Annotated in this window: 13 protein-coding genes; 3 read left to right on the forward strand and 10 right to left on the reverse strand. The window is 55.8% G+C overall.

All coding sequences use genetic code 11. The annotated features are described in order from the left end of the window. The first annotated feature begins 20 nt into the window (after positions 1-20). Positions 21-1586, forward strand: a complete 1566-nt coding sequence (locus tag AAIG26_RS03210) for a methyl-accepting chemotaxis protein (protein ID WP_343179638.1) — start codon at positions 21-23, stop codon at positions 1584-1586. Between the two features lie 44 nt (positions 1587-1630). On the opposite strand, the gene AAIG26_RS03215 is transcribed toward AAIG26_RS03210, so the two are convergent. Continuing rightward, positions 1631-3046, reverse strand: coding sequence for an aldehyde dehydrogenase family protein (locus AAIG26_RS03215; protein ID WP_343179639.1), 1416 nt, complete (start codon positions 3044-3046; stop codon positions 1631-1633). Between the two features lie 99 nt (positions 3047-3145). Between AAIG26_RS03215 and AAIG26_RS03220 the strand changes: the two genes are divergently transcribed. Next, a complete protein-coding gene (locus AAIG26_RS03220; RefSeq protein WP_343179640.1) occupies positions 3146-4036 on the forward strand; it encodes a LysR family transcriptional regulator in 891 nt (296 codons plus the stop codon). Here the strand turns inward: AAIG26_RS03220 and AAIG26_RS03225 are convergent, their stop codons facing one another. Then, entirely contained in the window at positions 4037-4516 is a 480-nt protein-coding gene (locus tag AAIG26_RS03225) for a carboxymuconolactone decarboxylase family protein (protein ID WP_343179641.1), read from the reverse strand. 92 nt (positions 4517-4608) lie between these two features. On the opposite strand from AAIG26_RS03225, the gene AAIG26_RS03230 reads away from it, so the two are divergent. After that, positions 4609-6027: a PLP-dependent aminotransferase family protein gene (locus AAIG26_RS03230; protein WP_343179642.1), complete on the forward strand. Its 1419-nt coding sequence runs from the start codon at positions 4609-4611 to the stop codon at positions 6025-6027. A gap of 165 nt (positions 6028-6192) precedes the next feature. Here the strand turns inward: AAIG26_RS03230 and AAIG26_RS03235 are convergent, their stop codons facing one another. The 8 genes from AAIG26_RS03235 to glsB all read right to left on the reverse strand — a co-directional run bounded on the left by AAIG26_RS03235 (position 6193) and on the right by glsB (position 14625). Beyond that, on the reverse strand, positions 6193-7107 hold the full coding sequence (locus AAIG26_RS03235) for a bestrophin family ion channel (RefSeq protein WP_343179643.1): 915 nt from the start codon (positions 7105-7107) through the stop codon (positions 6193-6195). A 289-nt stretch (positions 7108-7396) separates the two neighbouring features. Further along, on the reverse strand, positions 7397-8848 hold the full coding sequence (locus AAIG26_RS03240; RefSeq protein WP_343179644.1) for a tagaturonate reductase: 1452 nt from the start codon (positions 8846-8848) through the stop codon (positions 7397-7399). A 116-nt stretch (positions 8849-8964) separates the two neighbouring features. Further along, on the reverse strand, positions 8965-9489 hold the full coding sequence (locus AAIG26_RS03245; RefSeq protein ID WP_097406798.1) for a GNAT family N-acetyltransferase: 525 nt from the start codon (positions 9487-9489) through the stop codon (positions 8965-8967). 79 nt (positions 9490-9568) lie between these two features. Then, positions 9569-10537: a sensor domain-containing diguanylate cyclase gene (locus AAIG26_RS03250; protein WP_045508548.1), complete on the reverse strand. Its 969-nt coding sequence runs from the start codon at positions 10535-10537 to the stop codon at positions 9569-9571. Between the two features lie 102 nt (positions 10538-10639). After that, the gene (locus AAIG26_RS03255) at positions 10640-11632 is read right to left on the reverse strand and encodes a sensor domain-containing diguanylate cyclase (protein ID WP_045508551.1); all 993 of its coding nucleotides are present in this window, start codon (positions 11630-11632) and stop codon (positions 10640-10642) included. A gap of 190 nt (positions 11633-11822) precedes the next feature. Continuing rightward, on the reverse strand, positions 11823-13265 hold the full coding sequence (locus AAIG26_RS03260; RefSeq protein ID WP_343179645.1) for a diguanylate cyclase: 1443 nt from the start codon (positions 13263-13265) through the stop codon (positions 11823-11825). A 71-nt stretch (positions 13266-13336) separates the two neighbouring features. After that, positions 13337-13699, reverse strand: coding sequence for a DUF4186 domain-containing protein (locus AAIG26_RS03265; protein ID WP_016496160.1), 363 nt, complete (start codon positions 13697-13699; stop codon positions 13337-13339). Further along, a complete protein-coding gene (gene glsB, locus AAIG26_RS03270) occupies positions 13699-14625 on the reverse strand; it encodes a glutaminase B (protein WP_045508560.1) in 927 nt (308 codons plus the stop codon). Before glsB ends, AAIG26_RS03265 begins: the two co-directional genes overlap by 1 nt. Positions 14626-14688 lie beyond the last annotated feature (63 nt).

Raw genomic sequence — 14688 nt, forward strand, 5'->3', positions numbered from 1 at the left:
TCTTTACTTAGTTGTGGATTATGAAAAAAATTGCGCAGGCCACTGTATTAACCAAATTGCTCATCGGCTTCTCCATCCTGATTGTGATGATGTTGTTGCTGGGCGTTGTTTCTATTTATCAACTTAACAACACCAATAAAAATATTGACCAGTTCCGCGAAAGCAGAATGCCAGGAGTTCGCTATACCCTTGAAATGCGAGGCGTCTTAGCTGAAATGCGCCTGCAACAGGTGCAGTATATTGCTTCCACCACGCCAGCGTCGCTGGATCAACATCGCGGCGAATTGCTGCAAAACCAGGCAACCTTCCTGAATGCTCAGCAGCAGTACGCAAAAATCTCGGCCAATGAGCCGCAAGAAATGCGCGCCCTGTTCGCGACTGTGGTGGATAACTTTAAAAACTTTGTTGATGTAAACGCCAAAGTGATCGACGCCATGAATCGTGGTGATGCGGCGGAAGCGGCCAAAATCAGCGGCGCGGTATCAGCAAAATATCGTACCCAGTTGATGAAAGATCTGGCGACGCTGGTGGATATGGAAGTCGCCATTGGTGATAAAGCCGGGGAAGATTCTCAGGCCGGTTACCGCCAGGCACTTTATCTGCTGAGCGGCTTGCTGCTGCTGGCCCTGATTGCCACCGGCGTGATTGCGCTGTTTATCTCGCGGAATCTCTCCCGCCAGCTCGGCGGCGAACCGGCCTATGCGATGTCGATTATGAAGGCAGTCGCTGACGGTAAACTGGGCACCCAGGTTGCGCTGCGCGAGGGCGACAGCGAAAGCCTGCTGGCGACCATTCATTTAATGAACAATAAACTGGCGGAAATCATCACCGGTATTATCGACGGCAGCGAATCGATTTCCCACGCCGCAGGCGAAATTGCCGAAGGCAACAACGATTTGTCACAGCGTACCGAAGAACAAGCGGCCTCGCTGGTACAAACCTCGTCGAACATGCAGCAAATCACCGAGAACGTGAAGAGTAACGCTGAAAACGCCCGTAAAGCGAGCGACCTGGCGCGCCAGACGTCACAAACGGCAGTTAAAGGCGGTAAAGAGGTGCATGACATGCTGAAACGCATGCATGAAATCTCTGACAGCTCGCAGAAAATTGTCGATATCATTTCGGTGATTGAAGGCATCGCCTTCCAGACCAATATTCTGGCGCTGAACGCTGCCGTTGAAGCCGCACGTGCTGGCGAGCAGGGTAAAGGTTTTGCCGTGGTGGCCGGTGAAGTGCGCAACCTGGCGCAGAAAAGTGCCGAGGCGGCGAAAGAGATCAAACAGCTGATTGAAGGCACCGTTGAGAAAATTACCGACGGTTCCCGCTACGCCGATACCGCCAGCCGCGCGATGGAAGAGATTGTCAGCTCGGTTAACAAAGTGACGGATATTGTTGCTGAGATCTCTGCTGCCTCTACCGAGCAACATCAGGGGATCAAAGAGATTAGCGTGGCCATTGATCAGATGGACCAGGTGACCCAGCAGAACGCCACGCTGGTGGAACAAGCGGCGGTTGCCGCCCAGTCGATGACCGAACAGAGCGAGATGCTGCGCGACTCCGTGCGCTTCTTCCAGCTGGCGCGTTAATCGCAACCCGTGCCACTCGCTTCGGGTGGCACGGCGTTTACTTGCTACATAACAATACTTTTCGGCTCCATAAAGGCCGCCAGTCCCCAGCGCCCCATTTCACGCCCGAACCCCGAGTGTTTAAACCCGCCAAATGGCGCGGCAGCCTCGTGCGCCAGCGTATTGACCAACACCCGCCCGGCGGCGATTTGCCCGGCAACACGGCGTGCGCGTTCGGGATCGCGACCCAGCACCAGTGCGCTCAGGCCATAATCGGTGTCGTTGGCGATAGCGATCGCTTCGGCGTCATCCCGATAGGCGATCACCGATAACACCGGGCCAAAAATCTCTTCACGCGCAATACGCATGCTGTTTTTGACCTCGCTAAACAGCGTTGGTCGCACCGACCAGCCGCGCTCGCACCCGGCTGCGCGCCCTTCTCCACCCACTAACAGGCGTGCGCCTTCCTGCTGGCCAAGGCGGATATAGGACTGCACGCGTTGCCACTGTTTTTCGCTGACCATCGGGCCAACTTCCGTGGCGGGATCGCGCGGATCGCCCGATTTAACCGCCGCGACCGCCTGCGCCAGCGCTGCTTCACACTCGGCTTTGCGCGATGCGGGCACCAGAATGCGTGTTCCCGCGACACACGCCTGGCCGCTATTCATAAATCCGGCCTGGATCGCCAGCGGCACGGCGTCGGCTAAATCGGCATCCTCCAGAATAATGGTCGGTGACTTGCCGCCCAGTTCCAGCGTGACACGTTTAAACGTCTCTGCCGCGTTACGCAAAATGGCTTTGCCCGTCGCTGTCGAGCCGGTAAAGGAGATTTTCGCCACGTCCGGATGACGGCTGAACACCTCGCCCACCACCTCGCCACGCCCGGTAACAATATTGAACACGCCCGGTGGCAGTTGCGCCTCATGTAACGCCTGGGTGACGATGTGGGTTTGCAGCGCGCTCATCTCACTCGGCTTGATGACCGCCGTGCAGCCGGCGGCGAGCGCTGCCGCCAGCTTGCCGCAGATAAATCCGGCATCGCTGTTCCACGGCGTAATTAACCCGGCGACGCCGAGCGGGGTCATCACTACGCGCGCCTGGCCCACTACGGATTCAAACTCAAACGCTTTCAGCGCGTCGATCGCCGCCTCGATAACCGACACCGGATAATGCGCCATCCAGCTGGCGCGCGACGCCGGCGCGCCATACTCCTCGACAATTGCCTGCAACAACGCGGGCTGGCAGGCCTCCATCGCATCGCGCATACGCATCAGGGCGGCGATTCGCTCATCGCGGCTGGTTTGCGACCAGCCAGGAAACGCCGCTTTTGCCGCCACAATGGCGTTCAGCGCGTCGGCCTCATTGCCGAGCCGCACCTGGCCGGTGACTTCGCCGGTTGCCGGGTTAAACAGGTCGAAACGTTCTGTACCTTGTGGCGTGACCCATTCGCCATTAATTGAGATCTGTTCAATCGCATGCATAACCACCTCCTGTTCACAATGAAGCCAGTGTGACACGCCTTTATCGCGCTGATAATCCACGCTATGCTGCAAGGGTTGTTGCGAAATTCGGGATAATCTATGCATCGTTCAGGTTTGGTTGAGCTGGAAGTGGTGATGGCGGTGATGCGTCGGGGCAGTTTTCGCGCCGCCGCGCAGGAGCTGGGAATGTCACCAACGGCGGTGAGTAACGCCATTGCCGGGCTGGAGAGTCGCCTGGCGATTCGGCTATTTCACCGCACCACCCGCAGCGTGGCGCTAACCGAAGCCGGGCAGCGGTTTGTTGCGCGTGTTGGCCCGGCGCTGCGTGAAATCCAGCACGCGCACGAGGAGATCCACAGCGTGGCGGATGAGCCTTCCGGCACGTTGCGCCTGAACGTCCCGCTAGCCGTCGGGCAACTGTTCCTGGATGATCTGCTGGTGCGTTTTCTGGCGCGCTACCCGCAGATGCGCATGGAGGTCGCCACTGAAGCGAAGATGATCGACATTGTGGCCGACGGTTACGATGCCGGGATCCGCCTGGCGGAGTCCATCCCACAGGATATGATTGCCGTGCCGCTCACGCCGGATATCCGCATGCGCGTAGTGGCAACACCAGCGTGGTTTGCCGCACACGGTACGCCGCAGACGCCGGATGATTTACACCAGCACCAGGGGATTTGCATGCGCATGTCCAGCGGCGGAAATTACCGCTGGGAGCTGGCGCGACACGGCGAGCGCATAGCGGTTGCCGTTCCGCCACGGCTGTCGACCACCGATCTCTTTACCTCGATTGCCGCCGTGCGCGCGGGGCTGGGCGTGGGCTTTCTGCCGGGGTTTTACATTGAAGAGGATTTGCGTAACGGGACGCTGGTCAGCGTGCTGGATGAGTGGACACAGCCCTTTAAAGGGCTGTGTTTGTACTATCCCGGACACCGCTACATCCCTGTGGGGTTGCAGGCGTTTATTGCCTTTATCCGGGCGGAGCGTTAACTACTCGAGGTGCGCGCGATCAAGCCCGTAGGCTTTATCCAGCGCGCCCGGTAAGGTTTGCGACAGCACCATCAGACGGTTCCAGCTATTGATAATGGCAATGGAAAACGCCAGCTCGGAAAGTTCCACTTCGCTGAAATGCTCCCGCGCCTCGTGGTACAGCTCATCAGGCACGCCATGCGCGTCAAGTTTGGTCAGCGCTTCACACAGCGCCAGCGCGGCTTTCTCTTTGGCGGTAAACAGCGGCGATTCACGCCAGATAGCCACGTGGTAAATGCGCAGTTCGCGCTCACCGTGCAGTTTTGCCTGTTTCACATGCATATCCAGGCAGAATGCGCAGCCGTTGAGCTGCGAGGCGCGGATATCGACCAGATTTTTAATACCAATATCCAGGCTGCTGGCGTGCGACGCCTGGCTTGCATCGCCGAGGGTTTTAATTAATGCCGGAACAGTCTGGAACAGATTTACGCGATTGCTCATCGTCTTTAGCCTCGTTTATGGATTCAACAGCCGCTATAGTACGCGTTTATGCCATAGTAAAAAGATGCAAAAACCGTGAATAGAGGTAGGACATGAAACCGGGTTATAAAGCCATTTACGAGCAGTATCGGCGCAGCATTGCCAGCGGGTTGTTGAAACCGGGTGATAAAGTGCCTTCGGTGCGTGTGCTGGCCAGTGAATTAGGCGTGGCGCGCAAAACGGTGGAAACGGCCTGGGCGATTCTGATCGGTGAAGGCTATCTGGTAAGCCAGGGCGCGCGCGGCACGCGGGTCAACCCGGATTTGGTACTGAGCGAACCGCCCACCCCGGACATTACGCCTCAGGCAGCAGACGCGCCACCAGGCATTGCGGATGTACTGCGCGATCGCCCCGGTTTTTTGCGCCCCGGCATTCCGTCTCTGGATGCCTTCCCCTACAAAAAATGGCTACTGTTGTGCGGCAAAGCGGTGCGATCGCTGTCACCAATGGAGATGACCAACCCGCCGCTGCTGGGTTACACGCCGCTGCGCGAGGCGATTGCGCATTATGTGAATGTGTCGCGCGGTTTATCCTGCACGGCCGATCAGATTTTCATCACCAGCGGGTACAGCAACAACCTGCGGCTGATCCTCAATGCGCTTACCACGACACGCGATAAAGTGCTGTTTGAAGATCCCGGTTACTATTTTGGTACCCAGGCGCTGAAACGCGCCGCCAATAATCTGCACTTTGTCCCGGTGGACAGCCAGGGCCTGAATGTCGACTATTTGCAGCAATACCACCGCGATGCGCAGCTGGTTTTTGTGACACCGTCACATCATAGCCCACTGGCGGTAACCCTTTCGCTCCCGCGCAAGCAGCAATTACTGGCCTGGGCCAGTCAGCATAATCGCTGGATTATTGAAGATGATTACGACGGCGAGTTTCACTACACCCGCAAAGTGCTTCCGGCGTTGAAAAGTCTCGATATCGATGATCGGGTTATCTATATGGGCACTTTCAGTAAGACGGTGATGCCTGCGCTGCGCATCAGCTACATTGTGATGCCACGCGCGACGCTTGCCGCGTTTCGTGAAACGGCGGAACTCACCGAAAGCGGCCAGCCGGTGCTGACGCAGAAAATCCTCGCGGCGTTTCTCGGCGAAGGTCACTTTTATAAGCATTTAAAAAAGATGCGCACGCTCTATTCGCAACGCAGACAATATGTGCTGGACGCGCTGGAGCAGGTTTATCCGGGGCTTTTTACCGTGGAAGTGAGCGATGGTGGGATGCATGTCATCGCGTTTTTACGCACCAGCACGCAGGATATCGCGCTGGCGGACATCTGGCAGCGGCACCAGTTGCAGGTTAGCCCGCTCTCGCGCTGGTATAACACCTCCGCCAAACGCTACGGCGTGATTATCGGTTATACCAATGTACGTTCAGCGGAGGAAGCGCTGTCGTTATTGCAGCGCCCGGCTGAGGAGACACGGGCGCTGCTGGCGACCAATGATGTTAAGGCAAGTTACTGACGAAGGAGAGATCCCACGCCGTGGCGAGAAGTGAGAAGCTGACCAGCAGGGTCAACGCTAATGAGATAGTTCTGTCGGACTTTTCCATCGCACGTCCCTCTCTGTTGTGGGTTTCGCTATCAGACTGAAAAAATCGTAAAGATCGATGACTCTCCACAGCAAAGTTTAGGTTAATTGATAATTTTTGCCTGGTGTCATTTTGTGCGGAAGCACATCGGCATCCACCATTTGCAGTAAATCAATCTCGATGGCATTGCTGATAGCGTCCAGCGGCAGGTCGTTATCCTCTTCGCCAAACGGATCTTCCAGCTCTTCTGCCAGCGTGTCCAGCGAAATAAAGGTGTAGGAAATCAGCACCGAAATAAACGGGGTCATAAAGTGCAAATCCACCACCAGCGCGAACGGCAGCATGATGCAGAACAGGTACACGGTGCGATGCAGGATCAACGAATAGGCAAACGGCAACGGCGTGGTGAAAATGCGCTCGCAGCCAGAAAGCACGGCGGACATATCATGCAGCCGCTGATTGATGCTGCTGAATAAAACATCCGAAAGTGCGCCCTGCGCCCGGCGTTCGCCTAACCATTCGCCCATTAACAGCAGAATACGGTTGGCCGGTGAGTGCGCGTTCAGCACGTTATGCAGATCGTTTGGACTCAGGTATTTCGCCAGCACGTCGCCTTGTGGCTTGCGGCGCAACGTCATGCGCAGAGAGTGCGCGAAGGCGATTTGCAACTGAATAAAGTGCCGTAATCCCTCATCGTCTGGCAGTGTGGTTTTCACTTCACGCAGCAGCGAACGCGAGGCGATCATCAACTGTCCCCATAACACCCTTGCCTCGCTGTAGCGGGCAAAACAAGCGTTGTTACGAAAACCTAAAAAGATAGCGATAGCGACACCGAGAATGCTGAACGGCGCGACGGTCAGCTTGATACCCAGCGAGGTGAACCACGGCAGCATCCAGATCACCGCGATAGAGAGCAGGAAATTCATCAGCAAACGCGACGTGATTTTTGGCAGTACGGAACCGTGCCAGACGAAAAGACGGGGAAGCCAGTGTTGTTGAGGTCGAACGATCATCTTGAATTGTGTGCATAAGGGAGAGCGGCACTATTAAACGTGATCGCAATCACGGTTGCAAGTTTGATAATAAATTGTGACGAAAAGTCGCCCTTCCCGACGATGGCTGGCGCAGAAGTTGCTGAAACCTGTTATACAACTATTTAATAATATGTTGTAACTAATAAATGGCAAGCACACTATTCCGACGCCTTTACATCTCTTGCCGCTCGCGGTTGCACCGTTAGCCATTATTAAAAAAGAAAAACCCGGCCGGAGCCGGGTTGGACATTGATTTAATTAAGTGCAATTAGCACAGCGGTTTAACCGCATCGCGCATGCCGCGCAGCAGGATAGCATCCAGATCCAGCGAAACCTGCTCCACCAGCCCCGTAACTTTACTCAGATCCTGTTCCCAGTGATCGCTTACGGACAGCACCGCTTTTACCAGTTCGCTGGTGCTGATCTGGCGATCGCCATGCTGGCTCCACAACTGCTGGTAGCGCTCGATCCAGTGCGCATCGTCCTGCACCGGATACGCCTGCCCGTTACGCTCACCGCGATAGAACGCAATCAACGCTGCCAGCGCAAAAGTCAGGCGCGCTGGCAGTTTGCCATGGGCTTTTTGCCCTGCCAGCAATTGCGGCAGAATACGGGTGCGGAATTTGGTCATGCCGTTCAGGGCAATCGACAGCAACTGGTGTTTGATGTACGGGTTACGGAAACGCCCGGTCACCGCACTGGCGAAAGATTCCAGCTCATCGCGCGGCAGATCCAGCACCGGAATAATCTCTTCGTAAATCGCTTTTTCCACAAACGCGCAGATTTCGCTGTCGTTCATCGCCTCGCCCACGGTGTCAAGCCCCGCCTGAAACGCCACCGGCACCAGAGCCGTGTGCGCACCGTTGAGGATCGCCACTTTACGCTCTTTATACGGTTTAATATCGTCAACAATCAGCACGTTGAGCGGGAATTTATCGAGACGCAGTTCAGACGCCAGCGATTTCGGCCCCTGAATCACAAACAGATAGAAGTGCTCAGCGGTATCAAGGAACGAATCCTGGTAGCCCAGCTCCGCTTCCAGTTTCGCCACTTCATCACGCGGGTAACCGGTAACGATCCGGTCAACCAGCGTGGAACAGAAGGTGTTGGCGTTATCCAGCCACCGGGTAAACTCCGCACCCAGCGCCCACTCCTGCGCATAACGCAGCACCAGCTCGCGCAGCGCGTCACCGTTGTAATCAATCAATTCACAAGGAATGATCACCCAGCCTTTATCCGCCGCGCCAGAGAAGTGGGTGAAACGTTCGAACAGCAGGCGCGTCAGTTTCGCCGGGTAGCTAACGGCCGGGGCATCTGCAAATTTATCGCCCGCGTGGTAGCTGATGCCCGCTTCCGTGGTGTTTGAAAAAACAAAGCGGATATCCGGGTTATGGGCGAGTTTCAGGAACTCGTCGTACTGGGAATAGACGCTGATTTCACGGTTCACAGAGCGGATCAGGCGCGCGTCGCTCACCGCTTCGCCCTGCTCGTTCAGACCGCGAATAATGGTGGTATACAGACCATCCTGAGTGCTCAGGGACGGCGGGAAATCACTTTGGATCGGGCGAACAACCACCACACCGGCGTTCAGGTCGGTGTGCTCGTTCAGCAGATCGATTTGCCAGTCGACAAAAGCGCGCAAAAAATTCCCTTCGCCGAACTGAATAATACGTTCAGGGTATTCAGCGCCGGGAAAGTTGCGACGGTTTAATGTGTTCACAGTGGGTTCCTTTTTTGATTAGTCATACAACCTGGGAAGATTGGTGTAATAACTTACCAGACTTTTAGACCATGAAACCCTGTTTTGATCAAAATGGGATGTCTTATTGGCGCGGATTATAAGAACTTGTAAAAAATTGTCGTCGCCGTCACATTTCCGTCCGGCATCAGCGCAAAGCGCGGAATTTCACCCACCCGCTGCCAGCCGCATTGCAGGTAAAAATGTTCCGCCCCGCTGCCGGTGGAAGTATCCAGCACCAGCACGGTTTTGCCGTGCGCCAGCGCCTCACGTTCCAGCGCATCCATCAGACGACGCGCCAGCCCCTGACGGCGGGCTTTTTCATGCACCAGTAACTTTGACACATCGGCGCGATGCGGCTGGTTTTCAGGTTGTTCCAGCACCACCTGCACGGTGCCAACAATTTCCCCTGTATCGTCTTGCGCCACCAGCACAATGCGTTCTCCGCGCGCGGCACTTGCGGCGACGCCGGACCAGAATTGCAGGGATTTCTCACGCGAAAGCGGATGCATAAAACTGACGGAAGCCCCGCCGGAAACGCAGTTTTCCAGCACGTCACAAAGGGAAGGAAGATGTGATGCGAGCGCTTCGCCGGCCAGCGAATGGATATGATAAGTGGTCATTTTTGTTCCTTAAAAACAACCACTATCAGCTTTACAACTTATTAACACAAGCCCGGCAAACATAGGTTTTTGTGATGATTCAGCGGCCGCGGTGGTTGCGCTCTTTCATGGCATACATCTGTTGATCTGCCGCCTTCATCCACGGCTTCAGCTCGCCGCAACCATTGTGATCAAACTCGCTGATCCCCCAGGAAAACGCCAGTTGCCACGGTTTACCAGAGGTCTGATTCCACGCCTCAACCTGTTCTACCAGATGCTGCATCGCAATCCATGCGCCCTGCTCATCGGTATCGGAAAAGAGGATCGCGAATTCATCGCCGCCGTAGCGCACCCGTAGATCCGCTTCACGCAGGCTGGCGCTCATTACCGACGCCATCGCTTTCAGCGCTTCATCACCCTCAGCATGACCCCAGGTGTCGTTAATCGTTTTGAAATTGTCGAGATCGATCCACGCCAGCGTTAACGGTTCCGCGCGACGACGCGCGCCCACAATGGCGAACTTCGCCAGGTTTTCAAAACCACGGCGGTTAAATAAACCGGTCAGCTCGTCGGTGGTCGCCGCGCTCATCACCGCAAACTCGTCTTCAACGATCATGGCGAAATCTTTCAGGTAGTCCCGCTCAGCGTCCGTGAACTGCCGCGCGGTGCTATCCACCAGGCAAAATGCGCCAACCACCGCACCGTCCGGCAAACGTAACGGATACCCGGCATAGAAACGGATGTTCATCTCCCCGGTGACCAGCGGATTATCGGCAAAACGATCATCGCCGTGGGTATCAGGAATAATCAACGGTTCGGTATGCAAAATGGTGTGACCACAAAAGGTGATCTTACGCGGAAGCGGTTCGCGCACAGTACCTGAGGTGGATTTGAAGAAAAGCATCTCTTCATCAACCAGCGTGATCAGCGCCGCGCGGACATCGAACATGCGCTTAGCCAGCCGGGTAAGCCGGTCAAGACGCTCGGTTACGCCGGTTTCCAGAAGCCCGGAGTCGCGCAGCGACGCCAGCCGTTGTTCCTCATCTGCAGGAATAGCAGGTATTTTCATAAAGGGCCGTTTCCATTCTCAGGCTGTTAATGCGCAACACTATAAAAAGTGTCGTTAATTTCACGGCATACAGCATAAAGCGTAGCTTATTCGCTACGTTTGTCAGTGCGAGTAGATCTGGTTTTTTCCCAGCCGTTTAGCCTGGTAAAGCGCGTCGTCTGCGGCTTTTAACCAGTCGGTAACACTGTGCATTTCCGGTAGCGCGCTGGCGATACCGATGCTCAACGTACATTTGAACGCATGCTCCTGCATCACTGTCATTACCGCAGCCGCATCCATGATCCGGGTTGCCACCGCATACGCCTCTTCGGCTGGCGTATCGGGCAATAAAATCACAAATTCATCGCCACCGAGGCGCGCGGGCGTGTCCGTTGTGCGGGTGGCAATATGCAAAATTTTCGACACGGTGACCAGTAATGCATCGCCAATTTTATGACCAAAGCGGTCATTCACCTCTTTAAAATTATCAATATCGATAAACATCAACGAGGAGTGGCGCGGCGTCACGTGCAGTTTTTCCAGCTCGTACTGGATCCGTTTTTCCAGCAGGCGGCGATTGGCGATATCAAGCAAAGGATCCATCATCGCAATACGCTCAAGCTCGCGGCTTTTTATCCGCAGTCTGACGGCAATGCTGTCGGTAAGTGCGCTGAGCGCCAGGATATAGATGCCGATGAGCGGCAACGTAGCGAACATCGTCCGCTGTGTCACCTGCAACTCCAGCGGTAAACCGAGCGCCAGCCAGGTAAGTAAGAACGCCGCAAGCATGGCCAGTGCCGCTTTACGCATCAGCACAAACCCGCCCGCCGATAAGCGGTCAGAGAGCAAAATGGTGGCAATCACCACCGAAGGCAGCGGGTTGACCGCCATTAGCGCAATCCAGAACCCGCCTGCGCCAGCGTCAAAGACCAGGTGTTGATGTTCAATTTGCAGCGGCATCTGCGCGTTGCGTGCGCGTAAAAACGCGACGGTAGGCCATAAAAAGGCATTGGCGCACAGCAACGCCACGCTCCACAAGGGGCGCTGCAGTTCAAGAAGGACGGAAAGAATGGGGAAAAAGCAGAGTAGCGTTCCCAGCATACGCATCAGATACATCCGCCTGGCAAAACGCCTGCCTGGGATCCGCTCGTGTTTATTCAAATTATCCGATCCGCTCATAACGCGATGATTCCGCTACGTATACGCAATAATAGTATTGACGATAAAAATTAGTAGCAAGCAATTTAATAAGTTATCGATATTAATTGCCGCTATCGTCATCACCCGCTGCGACACGCGCGGGAAATTATCCTCCAATGGCGCTTCCCGCCATTTCCGGCGCGTTATGTTGAGCATCTGTCGTGCAGTTACGCCCGCGTTTTTTCGAGCGGTAGAGATTTTCATCCGCCACCGCCAGGAGCGCATTGAACGTTGCCGTTAATTGCCCGGCATCGGCTTTACCATGGCTGATACCAATACTGACGGTTAAATGCAGCGTCTGTTGCTGCCAGTTAAACGGATACTGCGCCACTTTTTCGCGCAGCGTTTCCGCCAGGTGTTTACCTTCACTGGCGTCCTGCGTTGTCGCCACGACAGCGAACTCCTCCCCGCCCATGCGGGCGAGCACACCGCGCGTGCCCAGCGCCTGCTGTACTTTTCGCGCAAAGGAGGTCAGCACCCGGTCGCCACATTCGTGGCCGTAGCTGTCATTGACACTTTTGAAGTAATCAATATCCAGCAACATCACGGTGATGTGTTTGTCGGCAAAGCGTTTTGCGTCGCGGTTTAACACCTCATACAAACCCGAGCGCGAGTAAACGCGGGTCAGGAAATCGAAATCGGCGCGCAGGGAAACCTGGCGCATCAGGCGGTTTATCGCCTCAACGCTGACCGAGACAATCACCGGGCAAATGGCCATGGTGGCAATCCCCAGGCGCGCGGAGAACATATGCGGGATCTGCAGAGGTGAACTGACGAAAATATTGATCTGGCCGCTGGCGACCAGAATTATCTCCAGCCCGCCGGTCAGCAGCGTCACCAGACATGTCAGCGGCAGCGAGTAACGCACCGCACACCAGATCAGCGCCGGGAGCGGAAACGCCAGGCTGCCTGCGCCGCCAATCACGACCGAGGCGACAATCGATACGCCAACAGCAAGCACCGGCATTACATTGCGCATCTCGACGTTCAGCGGTTTACGCGGCCAGCTCATGGTCAGCATACAGGGCAGGATCAGCACGCCTGTTGAGAACTGCTCGCCAAACCAGTCGGCCAGCAGCAGGCCAAACCCCTGACCATTGATCCCCACGGAGCCCAGCGCGCCAAAAAACGCACACAGCAGCGCGGCAAGCAGACAGTAGCCAAAGAGTTTCAGCGCGTTAACCGGCTCCGGCGCTTTGGTCATCTGGTTACGTTCAAGCCCGATAAGCTGCGCCATGGTGATGATAAACACCATATTGGAGAAGTTGATAATCAGCGACGCCATACCCCAGGACGTGGTGATGGCGTCATAGACCAGCATGGCAACATAGCTAATCAGGTAGTAATGCCAGCGCTGCAACCAGGCATAACGCGCGAAAACACCGGCCATCACCGCATTAAGCGGCCAGAAGAGGGAAAGCTCTTCGACCAGGCGCATCATCGCGCCCAGCAAATAAAACAGCGTTGTCAGGATAAACACCATGACCGCATTGGTGTACGGCGTCTCTTTCCGAAAAGGACGGAAAGGGGATGAAAAAAGTGCACGCATCAAATCTCAATCCATATCACTAACGTTGGCTATCGGCCCGCAACACGCGGCGCTGGCTTACACGGCGCATATCAGCGCGGCGCATTCATCTGCATTACCAGCCACTGGTAAATCACCGCAACAATGTAGTGTTGTTGCGATTCAGTTAGCGCCTGACCATGCGGGATGTTGTGCCACTTTTCCAGACATCCCCGACAGCAGGTAGCCGTGGCATGCTGAGCGATAAATACCGGGTGGCCGCGCATCGGCGTCTGTTTGCCATCATTTTGTGGGTACGCTGGCGCAAGGCGTTTAGCAACGAAATCCGCCGCGTGGGAAGCAATCACTTCCGCACCTTTATCCAGACAGTACTGGCGTTCTTTCACCCCGAGGCGAAAACGCGAACGGAATGTTGACCGTCCCAGCCGGGCAAACAACGGCGCGAAATCATTCATCAATAGACCGATCTCCCCAGTTTTCGCGTTAACGCTTCCAGCACCGCAACACCAGCCAGTGAGTTGCCCGCTTCATCCAGCTCCGGGCTCCAGACCGCAATTGCCATCTCATGCGGCACAATGGCGACGATCCCGCCGCCGACGCCGGATTTCGCCGGTAAGCCGACGCGCCAGGCAAACTCCCCGGCGTTCTGGTACATGCCGCAGGTCGCCATCAGGGCATTAATCTGCCGCGCCTGCATCGGCGTCACCACCGGCGCCGCCTGCTGGGCGCTGTGTCCGCCATCGGCGAGGAATAAAAAAGTGCGCGACAATTCGGCACAGCTCATTTTGAGCGCGCAATAGTGGAAGTAGTTCTGTAACACGGTGGCGACATCGTTATGAAAATTACCGAAGGACTTCATCAGCCAGGCAATGGCCATATTGCGGGCGGAGTGCTCGAATTCAGATCGCGCGACCATGCTGTCGTAGGCGATATCCGGCGCGGCGCAGAGTTTGCGCACAATTTCCAGCATGCGCTGACGCGGCGCGCTAAGGCGGCTTTGCAACATATCGCACACCACCAGCGCCCCGGCGTTGATAAAGGGATTACGCGGCTTGCCCTGCTCGATTTCAAGCTGTAACAAGGAGTTAAACGGCTGGCCGGAGGGATCTTTGCCCACCCGCTGCCAGATCTCCTCTTCCGCGTAGTGGTTCATCGCCACCACCAGACTCAGCACTTTGGAAATTGATTGAATTGAGAAACGCTCGTCGGCATCGCCCGCCTGGAAGTGTTCGCCCTGCACGGTGCTGATGGCAATGCCCAATTTGTTGCCGCTCACCGACGCCAGCGCCGGAATGTAATCCGCAACCTTGCCGCGCCCCAACAGCGGGCGTACCTCAGCGAGCACCGCCTCCAGTACGCCGTTATCCATCACCGTTGCCACTCTGACTCCTTGCTACCCACAGGCCAAAAATGGCCTGCGAGTATAACAGAGGCGAATACGTTG

Source organism: Kosakonia sp. PSU_27, from assembly GCF_039409795.1.
In the GTDB taxonomy this organism is placed as follows: Bacteria; Pseudomonadota; Gammaproteobacteria; order Enterobacterales; family Enterobacteriaceae; genus Kosakonia.